The 20,671-nt window shown below is 63.3% G+C and carries 20 protein-coding genes and 1 tRNA gene; 12 read left to right on the top strand and 9 right to left on the bottom strand.

Features of this window, described 5'->3' with window-relative positions; all coding sequences use genetic code 11:
* Positions 1 to 298: 298 nt before the first annotated feature.
* Complete coding sequence (gene greA / locus JG746_RS25325; protein WP_202355203.1) at positions 299 to 772, bottom strand: transcription elongation factor GreA; 474 nt, start codon at positions 770 to 772, stop codon at positions 299 to 301.
* A 120-nt stretch (positions 773 to 892) separates the two neighbouring features.
* Between greA and JG746_RS25330 the strand changes: the two genes are divergently transcribed.
* A complete protein-coding gene (locus JG746_RS25330; RefSeq protein ID WP_202355204.1) occupies positions 893 to 2,269 on the top strand; it encodes a TIGR03808 family TAT-translocated repetitive protein in 1,377 nt (458 codons plus the stop codon).
* On the opposite strand, the gene JG746_RS25335 is transcribed toward JG746_RS25330, so the two are convergent.
* Both JG746_RS25335 and JG746_RS25340 read right to left on the bottom strand, forming a co-directional pair.
* Complete coding sequence (locus JG746_RS25335) at positions 2,262 to 3,266, bottom strand: asparaginase (protein WP_202355205.1); 1,005 nt, start codon at positions 3,264 to 3,266, stop codon at positions 2,262 to 2,264. The genes JG746_RS25330 and JG746_RS25335 overlap by 8 nt on opposite strands.
* A 25-nt stretch (positions 3,267 to 3,291) precedes the next feature.
* Complete coding sequence (locus JG746_RS25340; RefSeq protein ID WP_202355206.1) at positions 3,292 to 4,458, bottom strand: acetyl-CoA acetyltransferase; 1,167 nt, start codon at positions 4,456 to 4,458, stop codon at positions 3,292 to 3,294.
* A 200-nt stretch (positions 4,459 to 4,658) separates the two neighbouring features.
* On the opposite strand from JG746_RS25340, the gene betI reads away from it, so the two are divergent.
* The 5 genes from betI to betB all read left to right on the top strand — a co-directional run bounded on the left by betI (position 4,659) and on the right by betB (position 10,964).
* Positions 4,659 to 5,249, top strand: coding sequence for a choline-binding transcriptional repressor BetI (betI, locus tag JG746_RS25345; protein ID WP_202355207.1), 591 nt, complete (start codon positions 4,659 to 4,661; stop codon positions 5,247 to 5,249).
* A complete protein-coding gene (gene betC / locus JG746_RS25350; RefSeq protein WP_202355208.1) occupies positions 5,246 to 6,775 on the top strand; it encodes a choline-sulfatase in 1,530 nt (509 codons plus the stop codon). The genes betI and betC overlap by 4 nt, the downstream gene beginning before the upstream one ends.
* The gene (locus tag JG746_RS25355) at positions 6,775 to 7,776 is read left to right on the top strand and encodes a threonine/serine dehydratase (protein WP_446721079.1); all 1,002 of its coding nucleotides are present in this window, start codon (positions 6,775 to 6,777) and stop codon (positions 7,774 to 7,776) included. The genes betC and JG746_RS25355 overlap by 1 nt, the downstream gene beginning before the upstream one ends.
* A complete protein-coding gene (betA, locus tag JG746_RS25360; protein ID WP_202355210.1) occupies positions 7,769 to 9,421 on the top strand; it encodes a choline dehydrogenase in 1,653 nt (550 codons plus the stop codon). The genes JG746_RS25355 and betA overlap by 8 nt, the downstream gene beginning before the upstream one ends.
* Positions 9,422 to 9,500: 79 nt before the next feature.
* A complete protein-coding gene (gene betB / locus JG746_RS25365; RefSeq protein WP_202355211.1) occupies positions 9,501 to 10,964 on the top strand; it encodes a betaine-aldehyde dehydrogenase in 1,464 nt (487 codons plus the stop codon).
* Positions 10,965 to 10,971: 7 nt separating this feature from the next.
* Here betB and JG746_RS25370 read toward each other — a convergent pair whose 3' ends face one another.
* Positions 10,972 to 13,212, bottom strand: a complete 2,241-nt coding sequence (locus tag JG746_RS25370) for an AGE family epimerase/isomerase (RefSeq protein WP_202355212.1) — start codon at positions 13,210 to 13,212, stop codon at positions 10,972 to 10,974.
* Positions 13,213 to 13,402: 190 nt separating this feature from the next.
* Here JG746_RS25370 and JG746_RS25375 point away from each other — a divergent pair.
* Positions 13,403 to 13,479: transfer RNA gene (locus tag JG746_RS25375), tRNA-Pro, on the top strand.
* Between the two features lie 151 nt (positions 13,480 to 13,630).
* Here JG746_RS25375 and JG746_RS25380 read toward each other — a convergent pair.
* Positions 13,631 to 13,846 carry a hypothetical protein gene (locus tag JG746_RS25380; protein WP_202355213.1) on the bottom strand — a complete coding sequence of 72 codons (216 nt, stop codon included), beginning with the start codon at positions 13,844 to 13,846 and terminating at the stop codon, positions 13,631 to 13,633.
* A gap of 43 nt (positions 13,847 to 13,889) precedes the next feature.
* Here JG746_RS25380 and JG746_RS25385 point away from each other — a divergent pair, with 43 nt between their 5' ends.
* A complete protein-coding gene (locus JG746_RS25385; protein ID WP_202355214.1) occupies positions 13,890 to 14,087 on the top strand; it encodes a hypothetical protein in 198 nt (65 codons plus the stop codon).
* 125 nt (positions 14,088 to 14,212) lie between these two features.
* Positions 14,213 to 14,524, top strand: coding sequence for a hypothetical protein (locus JG746_RS25390; RefSeq protein ID WP_202355215.1), 312 nt, complete (start codon positions 14,213 to 14,215; stop codon positions 14,522 to 14,524).
* A gap of 132 nt (positions 14,525 to 14,656) precedes the next feature.
* On the opposite strand, the gene JG746_RS37760 is transcribed toward JG746_RS25390, so the two are convergent.
* On the bottom strand, positions 14,657 to 14,938 hold the full coding sequence (locus JG746_RS37760; RefSeq protein ID WP_202355216.1) for a hypothetical protein: 282 nt from the start codon (positions 14,936 to 14,938) through the stop codon (positions 14,657 to 14,659).
* Between the two features lie 613 nt (positions 14,939 to 15,551).
* Here JG746_RS37760 and JG746_RS25400 point away from each other — a divergent pair.
* The 3 genes from JG746_RS25400 to JG746_RS25410 all read left to right on the top strand — a co-directional run bounded on the left by JG746_RS25400 (position 15,552) and on the right by JG746_RS25410 (position 16,873).
* On the top strand, positions 15,552 to 15,767 hold the full coding sequence (locus JG746_RS25400; protein ID WP_202359465.1) for a hypothetical protein: 216 nt from the start codon (positions 15,552 to 15,554) through the stop codon (positions 15,765 to 15,767).
* A gap of 4 nt (positions 15,768 to 15,771) precedes the next feature.
* Positions 15,772 to 16,206, top strand: coding sequence for a hypothetical protein (locus tag JG746_RS25405; RefSeq protein ID WP_202355217.1), 435 nt, complete (start codon positions 15,772 to 15,774; stop codon positions 16,204 to 16,206).
* A 322-nt stretch (positions 16,207 to 16,528) separates the two neighbouring features.
* Entirely contained in the window at positions 16,529 to 16,873 is a 345-nt protein-coding gene (locus JG746_RS25410) for a hypothetical protein (protein ID WP_202355218.1), read from the top strand.
* A gap of 31 nt (positions 16,874 to 16,904) precedes the next feature.
* On the opposite strand, the gene JG746_RS25415 is transcribed toward JG746_RS25410, so the two are convergent.
* The 3 genes from JG746_RS25415 to JG746_RS25425 are packed head-to-tail and all read right to left on the bottom strand — an operon-like array spanning position 16,905 to position 20,576.
* Positions 16,905 to 18,524, bottom strand: a complete 1,620-nt coding sequence (locus JG746_RS25415) for an ABC transporter ATP-binding protein (protein ID WP_202355219.1) — start codon at positions 18,522 to 18,524, stop codon at positions 16,905 to 16,907.
* A gap of 14 nt (positions 18,525 to 18,538) precedes the next feature.
* Entirely contained in the window at positions 18,539 to 19,660 is a 1,122-nt protein-coding gene (locus JG746_RS25420) for an ABC transporter permease (RefSeq protein ID WP_202355220.1), read from the bottom strand.
* On the bottom strand, positions 19,653 to 20,576 hold the full coding sequence (locus JG746_RS25425) for an ABC transporter permease subunit (RefSeq protein ID WP_202355221.1): 924 nt from the start codon (positions 20,574 to 20,576) through the stop codon (positions 19,653 to 19,655). The genes JG746_RS25420 and JG746_RS25425 overlap by 8 nt, the downstream gene beginning before the upstream one ends.
* Between the last annotated feature and the right edge of the window lie 95 nt (positions 20,577 to 20,671).

Below are 20,671 nucleotides of genomic sequence, written 5' to 3' on the forward strand. Positions count from 1 at the left end.
CGAAACATTCCGTATTGCTGGAAAAGGTTGTGCCACAATGGCGGACGCAACCAAGGGCAACAGCAGTGAAGACTCTCGTCCACAAGCTCGACGACGGATCAGGAGCCGTGATCTTGCCACGGGAAGTGCTCGACAGCCTGAAGCTGGAATTGGGCGATCAACTCAGATTATCGAAACCGATGGCGGCGTCGTCCTAAGACCCATGGAGAGTAACGACGTCGAACGGCAGATGCGCGCTGCTCGCGATGTCATGGACAAATATGAGGTCGCTTTGCAAAGGCTGGCCAAGTAAACGAAATCAGCTATCCGACAGCTTGACGATTTCCCATTCCTTGCCGTTGACTGCGGCCACGTCACCGACCTTCTTGCCGAACAGGGCGACCGCCATCGGCGAAACATGCGAAATGCTTCCTTTGGTGGGATCGGCCTCGTCCTCGCCGACGATCTTCCAGTGCACCTTCTTGCCGTCATCGCCTTCCAGCGTGACACCCATGCCGAAGCGGACGACGTCGCTGCCGGGCTCGGGCACGGACAGTTCGGCGTTTTCCCGCCGCGCGGTCCAGTAGCGCAGGTCGCGCGACACGACCGCGATGCGTTCGCGGTCGGCCTTCCTCTCGGCTTTCGCCAGGATGTCACGCAGATCGGCCAGATTCTCCTCGATCTGCGCCAGGCCACGCTCTGTCACCAGGTTGCGGTGCGGGCTGATCGGCCGCTCGCCGACGCCGGCGATGGCGTTTTCGCTGTCTTCTTCGCGGGTAAAAGCTCTGCTCATAGCCTGAACCTAGGCCTCGAATGGCTGCTCGACAAGTCATTGTCGATAGCTCGCGAAGAGGAATGGAACATCTGGCACGATTCCTGCGGTCTCAGCATTGAACACCGGGATTCTGTGCCAATGTTGAACAGACGAACACTGCTGACCGGGACCGCCGGCTTTGCCGTCATAGGCCTGGCGCCTGGCAAGGCTGCCGCCGCCAGCCTGACCGGGATCGAGAAAGCCTCGATGCGCGGCTCGATCAATGCCACCGAACTTGGCGTGCAGCCCGGCACATTCGACGACCAGAGCAAGGCCTTCGCCAAGCTGCTGCGCGACGCAAACAGCCGCGACATACCGGTGTTCCTGCCGGCAGGCACCTATGTGGTTTCCAATCTCTCGCTGCCCAGCCGCGTGCGCCTTTCCGGCGTGCCGGGGGCAACGCGCATCGTCTATGGCGGCGACGGCCATCTCTTCATGGCCGAACAGGCCGATCATATCGAATTGAGCGGGCTGGTCTTCGACGGTTCGAACCGCTCGATGGGCGACTATGCGCAAGGGCTGCTCGACCTGCGCCGGGTCGGCCATCTCGTCGTCGACAATTGCCAGATAACCGGCAGCGGCAAGAACGGACTGGCGCTGGAACACGCCGCAGGCCGCATCGAACGTTCGGACATATCGGGCGCGGCGGACGCCGGCATCTATTCAGTCGAGGCGGCTGGACTGGCGATATCAGGCAACACGGTGTCCGACTGCGCCAGTGGCGGCATTCTGGTGCACCGCTGGCAGGCTGCTGAAGACGGCACGATGGTGACCGGCAACCGGGTCGAACGCATCGGCGCGCGCAGCGGCGGAACCGGCCAGAACGGCAATGGCATCAACGCCTTCCGCGCCGGCAACGTCATCATTTCGGGCAATGTCGTCTCGGATTGCGCTTTCTCGGCGATCCGCGCCAACAGTTCCAGCAATCTGCAGATTTCCGGCAACACCTGCTCACGTTCGGGCGAGACCGCGGTCTATTCCGAATTCTCATTCGAGGGTGCGGTCATCAGCAACAACATCGTCGACGGCGCGGCCAACGGCATCTCGATCGTCAACTTCAATGAAGGCGGCCGCATGGGCGTCTGCTCCGGCAACATCGTGCGCAACCTGTCGACCAGCGGGCCCTACCCCGCTGACCCGCCCGGCTTCGGCGTCGGCATCGGCGTCGAGGCAGACACCATCGCCTCCAACAACGTCATCGAGAACGCGCCGCTCTACGGCATGTCGATCGGCTGGGGACCGTATCTGCGCAATGTCGTGGCGACCGGCAACATCATCCGCAAGGCCGGCACCGGCATCGTCGTCAGCGTGGTCGAGGGTGCCGGCACGGCCGTCATCTCCGACAATGTCATCGACGGCGCGTTGAAGGGCGCCGTCATCGGCCAACGCTGGGCCGAGCCGGTGACGGCTGACCTCACCCAGTTAAGCAGCAGCGGTTTTGCCCATCTGACGGTTGAGCGCAACCGCGTCAGTTGAGGGCGGCCGTCGGCCTCAGCGAGCCTACCTTGGCGCCGATCCGGCTTTTGATCGGCGCGTTTGCCTGTTCGACGACCTTCGCCGCCAGGGCCTCGTCCGCGCGCAGCAGCTTGGCGAGCACGGCAGCAACCATGGCTTCACTGGCGCGGCCGGCGCCATCATCGCATTTGATCGCGATGCCGAGGCCAAGTTCAGGTATCGCGCTGCAGTGGACACCTTCGGCGCCGCCTTTCGCAAAGATCCGGCCCGGGGCTGCTTCCATCAGGGCGACGTCTTCGCGGCCGGTGCCGGCGACGAAGAAGGGCTCGGCCATGCAGGCGGCGAGCAGCCGCTTTGCCGCCTTGGCCCGCTCGGGGCCGAAACCATTTGCCGTGGCCATGCGGGCAAAGCCCAGCGCGAAGCTCCTGAGCGGCACCGCATACGTCGGGATCGAGCAACCGTCGATCGCCCGCTCATCGGCGCCATGGACAGCACCGGTGACCGACTGCATGGCATCGCGCACCATCTCCTGCAGCGCGTGCCCCGCCTCGACGTAACCATGGTGCGCAATGCCGGAATGCACGCAGGTGCAGAGGAAACCGGAATGCTTGCCGGAGCAATTGTTATGCAGCGGGTTGGGGGAACCGCCGGCGCGGGCAAGTGCGATCTCGGCGTCATGACTGGACGGCCAATGCGCGCCGCATTCAAGGGCTGACCCGTCGAGCCCGGCCCTGGCCAGCATGGACCGCGCCAGTTCGACATGCGCCGGTTCACCCGAATGAGAGGCGCAGGCCAGCGCCAGTTCGCGGTTGCCGAAGCCATAGGCATCCGCAGCACCCGTTTCGATCAGCGGCAGCGCCTGGATCGCCTTCACCGCCGAGCGCGGGAACACCGGTCTCAAAGTGTCGCCGATCTCCAGGACCGCCTTGCCGTCGGCATCGAAGACCGCGACGGCACCGCGATGCGCGCTCTCGACGATCGCGCCGCGCAGAACCTCGATCAGAACCGGATTTGTCATATCGCCTCCCGTAAATGCGGGCGGTTTACCTGATCCGGTCGAGAATGGAAACGTAGTTGGCGACCGCAGCGCCACCCATGTTGAAGATGCCGCCAAGCTTCGCGCCCGGCACCTGGATGCCGCCGGCTTCGCCGACCAGCTGCATGGCGGTCAAGACATGCATGGAGACGCCGGTGGCGCCGATCGGGTGGCCCTTGGCCTTCAGCCCGCCGGAGGGATTGACCGGCAAGCGGCCGTCCTTCCCCGTCGTGCCGTCCAACGCCAGCCTGGCGCCCTCGCCGGGCTTGGCCAGCCCCATCGCCTCGTACTCGATCAGCTCGGCAATGGTGAAGCAGTCATGCGTCTCGACGAAGGAGAGATCGTCGAGCGTCACGCCGGCGTTCTTCAGTGCGCGGGTCCAGGCCTGTTCGCAGCCTTCGAAGGAAAGGATATCGCGCTTCGACATTGGCAGGAAATCCTGCACATGTTCGTTGGCGCGGAAGGCGACGGCGCGGCGCATCTTCAGCGCGGTTGCCGTGTCGGCAAGGATAAGGGCGGCGGCGCCGTCCGAGACCAGCGAGCAGTCGGTGCGCTTCAGCGGGCCGGCCACGAAGGGGTTCTTTTCGCTCTCCTGGCGGCAGAATTCATAGCCGAAATCCTTGCGCATCTGCGCATAGGGATTGTCGACGCCGTTCTTGTGGTTCTTGGCGGCGATCATGGCGAGCGCATCGGACTGGTCGCCATAGCGCTGGAAATAGGCCTGCGCGATCTTGCCGAAGACGCCGGCAAAACCGGCCGGTGTCTCGCCGTCTTCAGGCAAATAGGACGCTTTCAGCAGGTTCTTGCCGATCTCGGGTCCGGGCGTCGTCGTCATCTGCTCGGCGCCGACCACCAGCACGATGCGGGCAGCGTTGGCGTCGATGGCTCGGATGCCTTGCCGGACCGCCGCCGAACCCGTGGCGCAGGCGTTCTCGACGCGCGTCGCCGGCTTGAAGCGCAGCCGGTCGTCGGCCTGAAGCACCAGGCTCGCTGTGAAATCCTGCGCCGAAAAGCCGGCGTTGAAATGGCCAAGCACGATCTCGTCGACCTCGTCGGGGCCGATGCCGGCATGATCGAGCGCATCCGTCGCGACCTTGACGATGAGGTTTTCGAGCGTCTCGCCTTCGAGCTTGCCGAAGCGCGAATGCGCCCAGCCGACTATGCATGCGGTCATGGCAATCTCCATCCGTGGCGCCAGCCTAGCATATCGGGCTCATGGCGCACTTCGCCTTTATTGTTCAAATATAAACATTCTCGCCCAAAGCGTGAAGAGCCGGAACAAGACAATCGCTTGGTACAGGTCGAACTCACGTCGATTTTTTGTTGATTGACCCGTCAATAAAAAATAATCTCCGCGCCAAAATCGGGAACAGCATGCCGAAAGTTGGAATGGAGCCACTGCGCCGCAAGGCGCTTATCGACGCGACGATCTCGGCGATCGGCGAGCGCGGCTCGCTTGACGTGACCATGTCCGAGATCGCCGGGCGCGCCGGGGTCTCCTCGGCCCTTGCCCATCACTATTTCGGCGCAAAGGACGAATTGCTGTTCGCGACGATGCGGTACATCCTCGCCGAACTGACCATCGACATGCGCCGCGCCCTGCAATCGGCCACATCGCCGCGCGAACGCGTTTCGGCCGTGGTCGCCGTCAACTTCTCCGACATCCAGTTCCAGGCCGAAACCATCGCCGCCTGGCTCGCCTTCTATGTCGATGCGCAGAAATCATCGGCTTTGCGCCGGCTGCTCAAGGTCTATGCGCGGCGGCTGCATTCGAACCTGATGAGCGGGCTGACCGGCATACTGTCCCGGACCGAGGCCGACCGCGCCGCCGAAGCGACGGCGGCGATGATCGACGGGCTCTACATCAGGCGTGCGCTGAAGGACGGCGTGCCCAACGCCGCGACCGCGATCGCGCTGGTCGAGGACTATCTCGAAACCAAACTCGGCGGGCGGCAAAAACAGTGACAGCGAAGCGACCCAATTTCCTGATCGTCATGGTCGATCAGCTCAACGGGACTCTTTTTCCCGATGGGCCGGCGGCGTTTCTGCATGCGCCGCATCTGAAAGCATTGGCCAAACGTTCGGCTCGTTTCAAGAACAACTACACGGCCTCACCGCTCTGCGCGCCGGGCCGCGCCTCGTTCATGAGCGGCCAGTTGCCGTCGCGCACCGAGGTCTATGACAACGCGGCCGAATTCGCTTCGTCGATCCCGACCTTTGCCCATCATCTGCGCGCCGACGGCTACCACACCGTGCTGTCGGGCAAGATGCATTTCGTCGGGCCGGACCAGTTGCATGGCTTCGAGGAGCGGCTGACCACCGACATCTACCCGGCCGATTTCGGCTGGACGCCGGACTACCGCAAGCCCGACGAGCGCATCGACTGGTGGTATCACAATCTAGGCTCGGTGACCGGCGCCGGCGTCGCCGAGATCTCGAACCAGATGGAATATGACGACGAGGTTGCCTTCCACGCGGTGCAGAAACTCTACGACTTCGCCCGCGTCTCCGACGATGCCGCGCACCGGCCCTGGTGCCTGACCGTCTCCTTCACCCATCCGCACGACCCCTATGTGGCGCGGCGGCAGTACTGGGATCTCTACGAGGATTGCCCGGCAATCGAGCCGGAGATCGGCTTTATTCCGTACGACGGCCAGGACCCGCATTCGCAGCGGCTCTACAGGGCTTCCGACTACGACAGTTTCGACATCACGGCCGAACAGATCCGCCGCTCGCGGCGCGGCTATTTCGCCAACATCTCCTATCTCGACGACAAGGTCGGCGAGCTGCTGTCGGTGCTCGAGCGCACGCGCATGCTCGACGACACGGTCATCCTGTTCTGCTCGGATCACGGCGACATGCTCGGCGAGCGCGGCCTGTGGTTCAAAATGTGCTTCTTCGAAGGCTCGGCGCGGGTGCCGCTGATGATCGCCGGCAAGGGCGTGCCGGCCGGCCTGATCGAGGCGCCGGTGTCCAATCTCGACGTGACGCCGACGCTGTGCGATCTCGCCGGCATCGACATGAGCGCGATCGCGCCCTGGACCGACGGCCAGTCGCTAACGCCGCTGCTGAATGGGAAGCCACGCAGCGCGCCGGTGCTGATGGAATATGCGGCCGAAGGCTCCAACGCACCTTTGGTGGCGATCCGCGACGGCCACTACAAGTTCGTCCATTGCGAGATCGATCCGCCGCAACTTTACGACATCGAAGCCGACCCGCATGAGTTGAGCAATCTCGCCGCCGATCCGGCGCATGCCGATCTGGTGGCGGCTTTCCTGGCAAAGGTCCGCGCGCGCTGGGACATGGCGGCCTTCGATGCCGCCGTGCGCGCCAGCCAGGCGCGGCGTTGGGTGGTCTATCCGGCGCTGCGCAACGGCACGCACTACCCCTGGGAGTTCCAGCCGCTGCAGAAGGCCTCGGAACGCTACATGCGCAACCACATGGATCTCAACGTGCTCGAAGAGCAGAAACGGTTCCCGCGAGGCGAATGATGACAGACCTTCTCGTTCCCTCGCTGGCCCACCTCAAACAGGCCTATGCCGTCACCTCCAGGGCGACGCAGGTCACACCGCTATTGGAGTCGACGGCTCTCGCCAGGGAGACCGGCGCGGCCCGCGTCTTCATCAAGCCGGAATCGCTGCAGTGGGCAGGTTCCTTCAAGATACGCGGCGCCTATTGGCGCCTGAAGCGGCTGTCGGCCGACGAGGCGAAGAAGGGCGTCGTCGCCTACTCCTCCGGCAATTTCGCGCAAGGACTGGCTGCCGCCGGCCAGGCGCTCGGCATTCCCGTCACGATCGTCATGCCGATCGATGCGCCGGCGGCCAAGCGCGACGCGACCGCGGGCTACGGCGCGCGCGTCGTGCTGACCGACCATGGCGAGCGCGCGCGTGAAGAGGTCGCCGCCGCCAAGGCGCGCGAGATCGCTCAGACGGAAGGGCTTGCCCTGCTGCATCCTTTCGACGATCCGGAGATCGTCGCCGGCCAGGCGGGCGCCGGCCTCGAAGCACTCGACCAGCTCGAGGCCAAGGATGCCAGCGCGGACCTTTTGTTCTGCTCGGTCGGCGGCGGCGGGTTGATCGGCGGCGTTTCGCTCGCCTTCCACTACCTGTCGCCGGCCACCGAGATCATCGGTGTCGAGCCGGAAGGCTTCAATGGCATGGGATCGTCATTGGCGCATGGCAGCATCGAGACGATGCCGATCGGCCCGAAGTCGATCTGCGACGGGCTGATGTCGCGGCGGCCGGGCGACGCGCCGTTCGCGGCGGTCAAGACCGCTGGCGTTCGCGGCATCACCGTCAACGATCAATCTGTGCGCAGCGCCATGCGGATCGCCTTCGAGCGGATGAAGCTGGTGCTGGAGCCGTCAGGGGCTGCGTCGCTGGCGGCGCTGCTTGGCGGCAAAGTGGATGTGGCGGGAAAGACCGTCCTTGTTGTGGCAACCGGCGGCAACGTCTCGCTCGCCGATTTTATGGCGCATATGAACCATGCTTGAAGCGGATTTTGTCATCATCGGCTCCGGCTCGGCCGGCTCGGCCATGGCCTATCGCCTGTCGGAGGACGGCAAGCATTCGGTCATCGTCATCGAATTCGGCGGCAGCGATATCGGGCCGCTGATCCAGATGCCGTCGGCGCTGTCGATCCCGCTCAATATGAGCCTCTACGATTGGGGCTTTGCCAGCGAGCCGGAGCCGCATCTCGGCGGCCGCGTGCTGGCGACGCCGCGCGGCAAGGTCATCGGCGGCTCGTCCTCGATCAACGGCATGGTCTATGTGCGCGGCCATGCCCGCGACTTCGACCACTGGGCCGAAGAAGGTGCGACGGGTTGGGGCTTTGCCGACGTGCTCCCCTACTTCAAGCGCATGGAGGACAATGACGGCGGCGAGGATGGCTGGCGCGGGCATGGTGGCCCGCTGCGTGTACAGCGCGGCTCGCGCAAGAATCCGCTCTACGGCGCCTTCGTGGAAGCGGGCCGCCAGGCCGGGTTCGAACTGACCGACGACTACAACGGCTCCAAGCAGGAAGGCTTTGGGCCGATGGAACAGACCATCCGTGGCGGCCGCCGCTGGTCGGCGGCATCAGCCTATCTGAAGCCGGCGCTCAAGCGGAAAAACGTTAGCTTGGTCAAGGGCTTTGCCCGTCGGGTGATCATCGAGAATCAACGCGCGGTCGGCGTCGAAATCGAAGCTCACAAACAGATTCAGGTCGTTAAGGCGCGACGTGAGGTGATCGTCGCCGCGTCCTCGATCAATTCACCCAAGATCCTGATGCTGTCGGGCATCGGACCGGCCGAACATTTGCGCGAAAACGGCATTGCCGTGATCGCCGACCGGCCCGGCGTCGGCCGCAATCTGCAGGATCATATGGAGCTCTATATCCAGCAGGAATCCACCAAGCCGATCACGCTGAACTCAGTGCTCAACCCATTCTCGAAAGCGCTGATCGGTGCGCAGTGGCTGTTCTTCAAGTCCGGCCTCGGCGCCACCAACCATTTCGAGGCCGCCGCCTTCGTCCGCTCACGCGCCGGTGTCGATTATCCCGACATTCAGTACCATTTCATTCCGGCGGCGGTGCGCTATGACGGCAAGGCGGCGGCCAAGTCGCATGGCTTCCAGGCGCATGTCGGGCCGATGCGCTCGAAGTCGCGCGGCTCGGTGACGCTGCGCTCGCCGGATCCGAAAGCCAAGCCGGTGATCCGCTTCAACTACATGTCGCATCCGGACGATTGGACAGAGTTCCGCCACTGCATCCGGCTGACCCGCGAAATCTTCGGTCAGTCGGCCTTCGATGCCTATCGCGGCCAGGAGATCTCGCCGGGCAGCCATGTGCAATCGGACGACGATCTCGACGTCTTCATCCGCGACCATGCCGAGAGCGCCTACCACCCCTGCGGCACCTGCAAGATGGGTCGCGCCGATGATCTGATGAGCGTCGTCGACCCGGAATGCCGGGTGATCGGCGTCGACGGGCTGCGGGTCGCCGATTCCTCGATCTTCCCGCGCGTCACCAACGGCAACCTCAACGCGCCATCGATCATGACCGGCGAGAAGGCATCCGACCACATCCTTGGCCGCACGCCGCTGGCGCCGTCCAACCAGGAACCATGGATCAATCCGCGCTGGCAGACCTCGGACAGATAGCGCATGATCCACGCGACAAATCGAGCTGCCCGATAGATTGAGCCGCCCATTTGGGCGCCGGACCACTTGGAGACCTCCCATGCGCGCCCAGCCCACGGCATCGCACTATGTCAACGGACGCTATATCGACGACGAGCAAGGGGCGCCGCTGCCGGTCATCTACCCGGCCACCGGCGAGACCATCGCCATGCTGCGTTCGGCGACGCCGAACGTGCTGGAGCTCGCCATCGAGGCCGCACGCGCCGCGCAGCCGGCCTGGGCGCGGCTGAAGCCGGTCGAGCGCGGCCGCATCCTGCGCCGCGCCGCCGACATTCTGCGCGCGCGCAACGCCGACCTCGCGCGCATCGAGACGCTCGACACCGGCAAGGCGATCCAGGAGACGCTGGTGGCGGACGCGCCGTCGGCCGCGGACTGCCTTGAATATTTCGGCGGCGCGGTTGCTGCCTATAATGGCGAGGCCGTCGATCTCGGCGGGCCTTTTGCTTACACGCGGCGCGAGGCGCTCGGCGTCTGCGTCGGCATCGGCGCCTGGAACTATCCGATCCAGATCGCCGGCTGGAAGTCGGCGCCGGCGCTCGCCATGGGCAACGCCATGGTATTCAAGCCGTCGGAGAACACGCCGCTGTCAGCACTGGCACTGGCCGAAATCTATAGCGAGGCCGGCCTGCCCGACGGGTTGTTCAACGTCGTGCAGGGCTATGGCGATGTTGGCGCAGGCCTGGTTGGCCATGATGTCGTCGCCAAGGTTTCGGTGACCGGCTCGGTGCCGACCGGGCGCAAGGTGTTGTCGCTTGCCGGTTCGAAGATGAAGCACGCGACGATGGAACTAGGCGGCAAGTCGCCGCTGATCGTCTTCGATGACGCCGACATCGAGAACGCCATCGGCGGCGCCATGCTCGGCAATTTCTACTCGACCGGCCAGATCTGCTCCAACGGCACACGGGTCTTCGTGCAGAGCGGCATTCACGAACGCTTTGTCGACCGTCTGATCGAGCGGACCAAGAAAATCCGCATCGGCGATCCGCTCGACCCCGAGACCCAGATGGGGCCGCTGGTGTCGAAGGCGCAGCATGAGAAGGTGGTCGGCTATATCGGGATCGGCAAGCAGGATGGGGCTGTTCTGGCCTGCGGCGGCAATGTGCCGTCGCTGCAAGGTTTTGACGGCGGTTTCTTCGTCGAGCCGACGGTGTTCACCGGTGTCACCGACAATATGCGCATCGCCCGCGAGGAGATTTTCGGACCGGTCATGAGCGTGCTGAAATTCGACGGTGAGGACGAGGTGATCGACCGCGCCAACGACACCGAGTTCGGCCTTGCCGCCGGTGTCTTCACCCGCGACCTGCCGCGCGCCCACCGCGTCATCGCTGAATTGCAGGCCGGCACCTGCTGGATCAATGCCTACAATCTGACGCCGGTGGAAATCCCATTCGGCGGCTTCAAGCAGTCCGGCATCGGCCGCGAGAACTCGCTCGCGGCACTCGCGCTCTACTCGCAACTGAAGTCGATCTACGTCGAGACCGGCGACGTGGCGAGCCCGTATTGATCCGGGCTTAGGCCGCCTTCTCCGCCGTCCCATCCAGATACTGCGTCAGCGCGCAGACCAGGTGGTAGAAGATGCTGGCCGGCACGTCGGTCGCCAGCGAACGGCCACGCTCGTCGATGCGGTCGATCCAGAGGCCGAGCGGGGCCGGGTCGATGTGCCAGCGGAACAGCCTGCCGACACGTTCCTCGATCTCCGGCTTGAGATCGGGGCCGCCCGAACCATCCAGCGCAATCGCCGCCTTGACCGCTTCGGCCTGCGGCCAGCTGCGCGAGATCAGGTCCAGCGGCAGGCCCTGCCGGGAGACGGCGCCATAGGCAAGGCCGGTGGCGCGGTTGAGGCCATTGGCGATGGCCGAGGCATAGAGTTTCCTGGCGAAGCCGTTCAACTCGGCCTGGCCGCTGCGTCCGGCGAAATCGACCAGCAGTGACGCCCATTCGAAGTGATGGCCGGGCTCGGTCCATGCGCCCTTGTCGCCGGCTGACGGCTTCCATTCATCATCGAAATATTCACCCAGCGTCCAGCTTTCCCGGTCGAAGAAATGGCTGCGGAAGAGATCGATGATGCGTGCCGCGCGGCGCAGATGGGCGCGCTCGCCGGTTGCCTGATGCCAGGCCAGGAAGGCTTCGAGCAGATGCATATGCGGGTTGGAGCGCCGCTCGCCCTCGCCGTCCGACGTTTCGAGGAAGCCGGTCATGCGGTGATCCTCGAGATGGGCATCAAGGAAGGCGAAGGTTTCCTCGCCAAGCCGCAAGGCATCGGGATTGCCCGACATGTGCGCATGCGCAAGCGCCAGCAGCACGCAGGAATGATCGTAGGCGTCCTCGGTGGCGTCGGCGACGGAGCCGTCGACATGCAAGGTGCGCACCCAGCCGCCCTTGTCGGTGCGGCCGTTCCTGACCATGAACTCGATGCCGTGGCTGATCAGCCGGTCGGCCGGGCCATCCCAGCCGCGCGCGCTGGCGACCGCGAAGGCATAGACCTGCCTGGCCATTGTACGCATGCGCTTGGGCTTCATCAGCGGCGCGCGATCAAAGCCCAACGCCTCATGGAAACCGCCATGGCGCTCGTCGACACCTGATGTCGACCACAGCGGCAAGGTCTCCTGGAACAGCCAGTGGTGCACACGCCGCCGCCAGGCGCCGCTTTCGATGACACGATCATGCGCCGGCGTGAACCTGGTTTCCAGGCGACCGGATTTCTCGAGTTGCTCGACCACCTTCTTGACATGCTGGCTGTGGCTGACCGGCGCGACGAAAGTGGCATCGGCGGTCGAGACGATGGCGACATCCTTCATCCCGATCGCCGACAGCAGGCGGCCGTCGCTGCGGATGTAGGAGTTCTCGCAATCGATGGCGACGACATCGCCGATGACGACATTGCCCTGGTCGTCGGCCGGGCCGACATCGAGCAGCGATTGCCAGGAGCCGAGATCGTTCCAGCGGAAGTTGGCCGGCACCATGGCAATGCCTTGCGCCCGTTCCATGATGGCATAGTCGATCGATATCGAGGGGATGGCCTCATAGAATTCCAGCGGCATATAGAGGCCGGACAGGTCCGAAGTCGCCGCCTTGTAGGCGACTTCGGTGGCCCGCCAGATGTCGGGCTCGAAAGCGGCGAAGGCGTCACGCATCGCAGCGGCGCGAAACAAGAAGATGCCGGTGTTCCAGTAAAAGCTTTGCGCCTTGAGATAGCCCTGCGCGGTGGCGAGGTCCGGCTTTTCGACGAAGCGCGTGACGTCGAAAATACCGTCCTGCGCGTCTGCCACCTCGATATAGCCATAGCCGGTTTCGGGTTGAGTCGGCTTGATGCCGAACACCACGAGCCGGCCGGCATGTGCCGCCTCGGCGCCGGCCTCGACGCCCTGCCAGAATTGTCCCGCGGTCGATATTTCGTGGTCTGACGGCACGACAAGGACCAGGCTGTCACCGAATTCGGACAAAGTGCGCAGCGTTGCCAGTGCGATCGCGGCGGCGGTGTTGCGCCCTGTGGGCTCGAACAATGGACCACCACCGGCGAGATCGAGACCGGCCAAGTCGGCATGGACGCGGTCGGCATGGCGCTCGGAGGCGATCAGGAAGATCGGCGTTTCGCCGGCCGGCCTTGCCGTCAGCCGGCGCAAGGTCTTGGCCAGCATGGAGCCATCGCCCGAAAAATCGTGAAACTGCTTGGGATTATCCTCTCGCGACAACGGCCATAGCCGCGAGCCGACGCCGCCGCTCATGACAAAACTGACGATGCGCTGGCTCATTCGGGTCTCATGCGCAGAAGGCTGTGGTGGCCGGTAGCTAGCACACATGCGCTCAGCGGTGTTAGTCCGATCGGGTGTGCGCTGCGATCCCAGCCAGACGTCTGGCGAAGGCTGATGAAATGCGACAGAAGTGCTGCCATTGCCGCTTGCAGGAATGAAGCATGGCGGCTATAAGCCCGCCGACTGGTCACGGAGTGTAGCGCAGCCTGGTAGCGCACCTCGTTCGGGACGAGGGGGTCGCAGGTTCAAATCCTGCCACTCCGACCAGAAAAACAGATACCTGGATATCTGTGTCTCCCGACACCCACAAAAAACGCGATATCCGGGACATGCCGATCCTCGGCAACCGGTCCCGTTGAGCGCCAACGCGCTACGCCAGTGAGTTTATTGGAAACGTCGACGACGTAGCGGCTGTCGGTCATTGCTCGTGAATTTTCATCCGTCGGGCGGCATTCAACAACGCCGCGCCGTCTGTCTCGATTCTGTCGACAAGTTCGCTTGCCTGGTCCGCGCTGATGCCTGTTTCATTGGACAGGAACCAGACGCGAAAGCTCCTGTCTTCAGGCGGAACAGAAGCAATGAACTTCTCGGCATCGTTTCGGTCTTCTCCAGATGGCCTGCGGCGCTTTCGCATTGTCCGCTTCGGCTGGTCACCTTCCGATAGAGGGTCAGCTGGCATGACTCAGCCGCGCCTACCGCAGACCGAAGAAGCTCAATATCGCTATGACGATGACCACCGCTCCGACGAGCCAAATGATGTTGTTCATGATCTTTCTCCTGTTGCCTGGAAAGCCCGCGCCTCTGGCGGAGGAACGTGGGCCGACCAACCCTTCCCGGCTGATCCTCAGCAGACACCAAGCGATGGTGCCGGCTGAGAGGAGAACTATTAGGCGAACCTAATGTTCCATCCATCAGCAAGATCGGGCAATGGCCCCGTGATTGCTTTTATATTAGCTATAGCGCATGTTTCCCGAGAGAATGGCAGAACGCCGGGGCCACTATGGAACGACTGGCTTTCACAGCAGCGGTATTCGCGTTTGCCTGCCATTGCGCGCCCTCCCACGCGGACGACGAGCGATCATGCCAAATCATGGCGACGGCGGCCCAGCTTTCAGGGAAGACCAACTGTAGAGACGGCGATATCGCCATCGTCTACGGCATGACCGCCAAAGACTTGCCGGACGCAATAGTACGATATTGCGATTTTTGGGCGCAGATCGTCGTGCTGCCCGACGCCGGCGCGACCGATGCATCGAGCCACTTCGTTCTTTGCAAATTCCACCAGCGTGAGGCCGCCCCCTCTCAGCCTTAGGCGATGCCGGATCGTCCGTCCTTCGACTTCCCGTACGCTTCCCTATCGTCCTTGAAAAACCCGGAACCAAAGGCCCCAGCGGCAGTTATCCAACGAAAGGCTAATCAAGGTAACGGAGAAATTGCAATGAAATCAATGATCATGTGCGCTTTGGCGATTTCGATCGGATTGCCGGCTGTCGCTTCGGCGGCAGAGACCGTAATCATCAAGACCCACCATCGCCACCACAGCAACGTCAAGATCATCAATGAGGACGGTCAGCGCCTGCATCATCGCCACCACGGTACGATGGCTTTTTACGATCACGGCCGCCGGTACCATCGCCACCACGGTACGGTCGCTTTCTACGATCACGGCCGCCGCCACCATCGCCCTGATGCTGTCGTTATTACGAACTCGGTGTCCAAGCACCATCATCGCCGCCCTATGGTAATCGAGAACAACGATTATTGATCGACCGACCGAAGGCCCGGTTCGTTTGCAGCCGGGCCTTCTGCAAGAAATCTGAACCATCGCGGGTGATCTGGCGTGCCGAGACAAGGCATTATCAAATGCGATGCCCCCGAAATAGATCGCGGAATCTCGCCACGTTGGCTGGAAAGCTGGCTAGGGCTTGCAGATATTCAGGGTTCGCCCGCCACGCGGGCGCGGCGGGCGAACCCTATCGGCGCAGGAAGGGACGTAGCTACGCCAATCTGCCAATATTCGTACTCTCGGATGGTCAGCCAAAGGCTATTGCGATTGCAATCAATGTGATGGGCATGGCGAAGATCACCGCAAGCAACCAGCGCGCTTGACCAACACTCTTGTCCATCAGCTTCCTCCCGAACGTGTAGCGGACAACGGCTACGAACGGCGGCCGTTCCTTGCAGAACCACGGGCAAGACCATTGCATCTTGCGGCCAGACAAAGGTCCGATGCGCCACCAGACCGAGGTCCGACCAGGGAACGTTTGCGCTTCGACGCTGTTCGATTGGCTGGGCGCGAGGACGATCAGACGAGGAAGCGAAACTGAATGAACGTCACCATGTCCAACAGTGAGGCCATACAATCCGATTTCTTGGGGGAGCGCGTGGCTGACCTCAAGGCCAGGATGAAGCAGGCCCGGATCACCATGAGCGAAATGAAGACCTTCCAAAAGGTCGCGGCCACGCTGGTCGACGGGCGGGGAAGCATTGATGGCGACGACTTGATCGCCGCGTCCTTCGTTGCCGATGGGTTGGTTGACGAGAAACCGCTCTGAGACCATGCGGACAATCAGCAAGCTTTTTGATTCCCACGCCGAAGCCGCCAGGGTTGCTGGAGAACTGGTTGCGGTCGGTGTTCCTCGCGTTCAGATCGCCATTATCGGACCCTACAAGGACGAACTGGCAGTTCTAAGGTCTCCGAGTGTCATCCTCTGTGCCGTCGGTGCGGCATTGGCGTGCATGAGCGCCTTGGTCGTCCACGCGGCCAGTTCCCTTCCGGCCGGACTGCCGGCAACAGCACTGGCTTGCGCGGTCTGCGGCGGCGGTGCCGGCGGGCTGCTCGGTGCCTTCATGACCGCGGCGGCAAAGCCGGATAAACGGAGCGTCGCCGATGGCATCGTCTTGGTGACGGCGCATGTCGATGAAAATGCAACCGACATCGCCCGAGCAGTGCTCGGCGGCCGTACTCCCACCGCAATCGCCGAAGCAGCCTGAATTCCAGGAAAGCTGAACGATGGCGCCGCACGAGGGCTGGTGTCGCAAACAGCGCGAACCGCCGAGGTGGCGCCGTCGGCCAAGGATGGACGAGGGGCCGCTCCGGCGTCAGCCGAGGCGGCCCCTCTTCGTTTCCAGTGATTGCATTTGGACACTCGACGCACACCAACTTCGAGTGGCCGAGAACGTTCCCATATTGGCTGGCCGCCGTCGGCCCATGCCCAGGGGTTCTTCGCGAGCGCAATCTTTGACGAAATAATCGTCGGCTCCAGATAGTTCGATGGATATGATGGGGCCAGTGAAACGGTGAGCCGGTGTGGACATGAATTCGATCTCGACGACGACCTCGACACCGGTTTTTGTGATTGTGGTGCTTCTCGTTGCCGGCTGCTCGTCGATCGGCAGGACCGCCGATCCGGCGAAGTACGAGAGCATGAGCTGTGTCGAGCTCAATGGAGCGCTGGGTGAGAACGCCGGCGAAATCTCTCAGACAGCCATTACCCGCGGCAAGGTGGCCAACACCAGTGTTCCGCGCTGGCTGCTTGGCGGCTCGCGGGTGAAGGCCGCCGTCGCCAACCGTGAAACAGCCAGGATCGACCGGCTGAAACAGCAGCAGGATGCCATTGCCGCCGTGCGGGAGCGCAAATGCCCGAGATCAGCCGGCTGAGCGGACGGGCGTCCTCACCTGAAGCGCCGTCTCACGCGCTCAGCCGAAAGCGCGTGACATCGATCGCGGCAGCCATCAGCGTCTGCGTGTAAACGTGCTGCGGATTGCTGAAGATCGCCTCGGTCGGCCCCTGCTCGACGATCTTGCCCTGCTTCATGACGATGATGTAGTCCGCCATGGCGCGCACGACCGAGAGATCGTGGCTGATGAAGAGGTAGGACAGTTCATGGTCCGCCTGCAGCTTGCGCAGCAGTTCGACGATCTGTTTCTGCACCGAGCGATCGAGCGCCGAGGTCGGCTCGTCCAGCACGACCATCTTGGGCTTCAGGATCATGGCGCGGGCAATGGCGATGCGTTGCCGCTGGCCGCCGGAGAATTCGTGCGGGTAGCGGTTGCGGGCGTTGGGGTCGAGGCCGACCTCGAGCAAGGCCTCGACCGCGCGCTGGTCGCGCTGCTTGCCCGAAAGATTGGGCTCGTGCACCAGCAGACCTTCGGTGATGACCTGGCCGACGGTCATGCGTGGCGACAGCGAGCCGAACGGATCCTGGAAGACGAGCTGCATCTGGCGCCGCAGCGGCCGCATCGCCTGCCGGTCGGCGGTGGAAATGTCGCGATCGCCGAACCGGATCAAGCCATCGCTCGGCAGCAGCCGCAACAGAGCGCGGCCGAGCGTCGATTTGCCCGAGCCGGATTCGCCGACAATGCCGATGGTCTGGTTGCGCTGCAGCCGGATCGAAATGTCGTCGACGGCGCGCAGCATCAGCGGCTCGCCGGCCAGAAACCCGCCGCCGATCCTGAACGTGACCTCGACATTCCTGCCTTCCAGCACCACCGGGGCATTGACGGGCGGCGCCGCCTTGCTTCCCGTCGGCTCGGCCGCCAGCAGCATCTTGGTGTAAGCGTGCTGCGGGTTGGCGAAGATCGCTCCCGCCTCGCCCTCCTCGACCACCTCGCCCTGGCGCATGACATAGACCCGGTCGGCGAAGCGCCGGACGATGCCAAGATCGTGGGTGATGAAGACGATCGCCATGCCGAGCTTGCGCTGCAATTCGGCGAGCAGCATCAGGATCTGCGCCTGGATGGTCACGTCGAGCGCCGTGGTCGGCTCGTCGGCGATCAGGATGTCCGGGTCGTTGGCGAGCGCCATGGCGATCATCACACGCTGGCGCTGGCCGCCGGACATTTCGTGCGGGTAGGATTTCATCCGCCGCTCCGGATCGGGAATGTGCACCAGACGCAAGAGCTTGAGTGCCTCTTCGCGTGCCTCGGCGGCATTCAGGCCGCGATGCCGGCGGATCGGTTCGATCAGCTGATTGCCGATCGAATAGAGCGGATCGAGCGAGGTCATCGGCTCCTGGAAGATCATGCTGATCTTGGCGCCACGCACCTTGTTCAGGTCGGATTTGCTTAGGGTCAGCAGGTTGCGGCCGCGATAGTCGACGCTGCCCGTGGCCTCGCCGTTCGAGGCGAGCAGGCTCATCGCCGCCATCATGGTCTGGCTCTTGCCGGAGCCGGATTCGCCGACCACGGCAACGGTCTCGCCCGCATTGACGTGGATGTTGATGCCCTTCACCGCTTCGACGGCGCCGTCGAGCGTGCGGAAGCGGACGCGCAGGTCCTTGACGCTGAGGATCGTTTCGGGCGTGGCCATGACGGTCCCCATCTTTACCGGTCTCTCGGGTCGAGTGCGTCGCGCAGGCCGTCGCCGACGAAGTTCAAGGCAAACAGCGTCGAGACGAGGAAGAAGGCGGGAAACAGCAGCAGCCAGTTGGCGGTGCCGATGTTCTTGGCGCCGACCGAGATCAGCACGCCCCAGCTGGTCATCGGCTCCTGCACGCCGAGGCCGAGGAACGACAGAAAGCTCTCCAGGATGATGACCTGCGGCACCAGCAGCGTCATGTAGATCACCACCGGACCGAGCAGATTGGGGATGACATGGCGCAGCAGGATGCCGCGCTGGCCGACGCCCATGGCTTCCGCCGCCTGGACATATTCCTGGCGGCGGATCGATAGCGCCTGGCCGCGCACGATGCGCGCCATGTCGAGCCATAGCACTGCCCCGACCGCCAGGAACATCAGCACGAAGTTGCGGCCGAAGAACACCACCAGCATGATGACGAAGAAGATGAACGGCAAGGAGTAGAGCACATCGACGATGCGCATCATCACCTCGTCGATCTTGCCGCCGGAGAAACCCGCGGCGGCGCCGTAGATGACGCCAATCACCACCGCGACGACACCGGCAAGCAGGCCGATGGCCAGCGAGATGCGCCCGGCCATCAGCGTGCGCGACAGCAGATCGCGGCCGGTGTTGTCGGTGCCGAACAGAAAATATTGCTGCTTGACCGACGCGCTCATCGTTGCTTCGAGGCCGTCGGCGGACTTGTCGACGATCTTGGTGTCATCAAAGGCGTCGGATCGGTCGAGGTAGCGGATATTGCGGTCATCGATCGGCTTGGTCGACTTGACCGTGACGAAGACCTGATCGCCCTCCTGGTGCCATTCCTTGATATCGACCCGCATGCGCTTGATCGCATCATTGAGCGCGGACTCGATCATGTCGGGCTTCGGATAGGCCATCAGGCTTGGCGGCATGCGCACATAGTCGGCATAGATGGTCGTGTACTGATGCGGCACGAACCAGGGGCCAAACACGCTGACGAGCCCGATCAAAGCGAGGTAGTAGAGGCTGAACATGGCGGCGCGGTTGGCCTTGAGGCGCGCCCAGGCATCGCCCCACAGCGAGCGGCCGACAATAGCGGGAGCAGTGGCTGCGATGTCAGTCATAGCGAACCCTCGGGTCGACGACCGCGTACATGACGTCGACGATCAGGTTGAAGACGATGGTGAAGATCGCGATCACCACCACCGTCCCCATCACCAGCGTGTAGTCACGGTTGAGTGCCGCATCGACGAAATAGCGGCCGACGCCGGGAATGGAGAAGATCGTCTCGACGATAACGGAGCCGGTCAAAAGGGCCGCCGCCGCCGGGCCGGTGAACGAAACGATCGGCAGGATGGCGCCACGCAAGGCGTGCTTGACCACCACAGACCAATCGGAAAGGCCGAGCGCACGGGTCGTGCGTATGTGATGGGAGCGCAACGATTCGATCATCGAGCCGCGCATCAGGCGGGCGACGATGGCGATCTGCGGCAAGGCAAGCGTCAGCACCGGGCCGACCTTGTTGATGAAGGCGCCGTCGCCCCAGCCGCCGATCGGCAGAAGCTTCCAGGTCAGCCCGAAAAGCAGCTGGATCACCGGCGCGATGACGAAGGTGGGGATGGTGCTGCCGGCCGTCGCCAGCGCAATCACCGTATAGTCGCCAAGCTTGTTCTGGTTGAGCGCGGCAATGGTGCCGAGCACGGAACCGAGCAGCAGCGCCAGGATCAGCGCCGAGGCGCCGAGCTGGACGGAAATGGGCAGGCCCTTGGCAAACAGTTCGGTGACGGTGAAATCCGGCATGTTGTAGCTCGGACCGAAATTGCCGCGCAGCAGATTGCCGAGATAGTGGACATATTGCAGCCAGAGCGGATCGTTGAGGCCGAACTGGGCCTCAAGGTTGGCCTTGATCTCGGGGCTCAGCCCCCGCTCCTGGTTGAATGGCCCGCCTGGCGCGACGCGCATCAGGAAGAACGCCATCGTCACGATGACGAACAGCGTCGGTATGGCGGTTAAAAGCCGCCGGAATACGTATCGCAGCATCGGTGCCCCACTTGATCCGGAACACGCCTGTCCGATTGGACCATTGTGCTCCAGCCTTCAAATCTTCGCACCGGATTTTCCGAAAATCGATTGCG

Source organism: Mesorhizobium sp. 113-3-3 (genome assembly GCF_016756495.1).
Classification (GTDB): Bacteria; Pseudomonadota; Alphaproteobacteria; order Rhizobiales; family Rhizobiaceae; genus Mesorhizobium.

Bases quoted from the DNA above. Each gene is read 5' to 3' on its own strand.
- greA (WP_202355203.1), bottom strand. From the start codon at position 772: ATGAGCAGAGCTTTTACCCGCGAAGAAGACAGCGAAAACGCCATCGCC.
- JG746_RS25330 (WP_202355204.1), top strand. From the start codon at position 893: ATGTTGAACAGACGAACACTGCTGACCGGGACCGCCGGCTTTGCCGTC.
- JG746_RS25335 (WP_202355205.1), bottom strand. From the start codon at position 3,266: ATGACAAATCCGGTTCTGATCGAGGTTCTGCGCGGCGCGATCGTCGAG.
- JG746_RS25340 (WP_202355206.1), bottom strand. From the start codon at position 4,458: ATGACCGCATGCATAGTCGGCTGGGCGCATTCGCGCTTCGGCAAGCTC.
- betI (WP_202355207.1), top strand. From the start codon at position 4,659: ATGCCGAAAGTTGGAATGGAGCCACTGCGCCGCAAGGCGCTTATCGAC.
- JG746_RS25355 (WP_446721079.1), top strand. From the start codon at position 6,775: ATGACAGACCTTCTCGTTCCCTCGCTGGCCCACCTCAAACAGGCCTAT.
- betA (WP_202355210.1), top strand. From the start codon at position 7,769: ATGCTTGAAGCGGATTTTGTCATCATCGGCTCCGGCTCGGCCGGCTCG.
- betB (WP_202355211.1), top strand. From the start codon at position 9,501: ATGCGCGCCCAGCCCACGGCATCGCACTATGTCAACGGACGCTATATC.
- JG746_RS25370 (WP_202355212.1), bottom strand. From the start codon at position 13,212: ATGAGCCAGCGCATCGTCAGTTTTGTCATGAGCGGCGGCGTCGGCTCG.
- JG746_RS25380 (WP_202355213.1), bottom strand. From the start codon at position 13,846: ATGCGAAAGCGCCGCAGGCCATCTGGAGAAGACCGAAACGATGCCGAG.
- JG746_RS25385 (WP_202355214.1), top strand. From the start codon at position 13,890: ATGACTCAGCCGCGCCTACCGCAGACCGAAGAAGCTCAATATCGCTAT.
- JG746_RS25390 (WP_202355215.1), top strand. From the start codon at position 14,213: ATGGAACGACTGGCTTTCACAGCAGCGGTATTCGCGTTTGCCTGCCAT.
- JG746_RS37760 (WP_202355216.1), bottom strand. From the start codon at position 14,938: ATGGTGCTTGGACACCGAGTTCGTAATAACGACAGCATCAGGGCGATG.
- JG746_RS25400 (WP_202359465.1), top strand. From the start codon at position 15,552: ATGTCCAACAGTGAGGCCATACAATCCGATTTCTTGGGGGAGCGCGTG.
- JG746_RS25405 (WP_202355217.1), top strand. From the start codon at position 15,772: ATGCGGACAATCAGCAAGCTTTTTGATTCCCACGCCGAAGCCGCCAGG.
- JG746_RS25410 (WP_202355218.1), top strand. From the start codon at position 16,529: ATGAATTCGATCTCGACGACGACCTCGACACCGGTTTTTGTGATTGTG.
- JG746_RS25415 (WP_202355219.1), bottom strand. From the start codon at position 18,524: ATGGCCACGCCCGAAACGATCCTCAGCGTCAAGGACCTGCGCGTCCGC.
- JG746_RS25420 (WP_202355220.1), bottom strand. From the start codon at position 19,660: ATGACTGACATCGCAGCCACTGCTCCCGCTATTGTCGGCCGCTCGCTG.
- JG746_RS25425 (WP_202355221.1), bottom strand. From the start codon at position 20,576: ATGCTGCGATACGTATTCCGGCGGCTTTTAACCGCCATACCGACGCTG.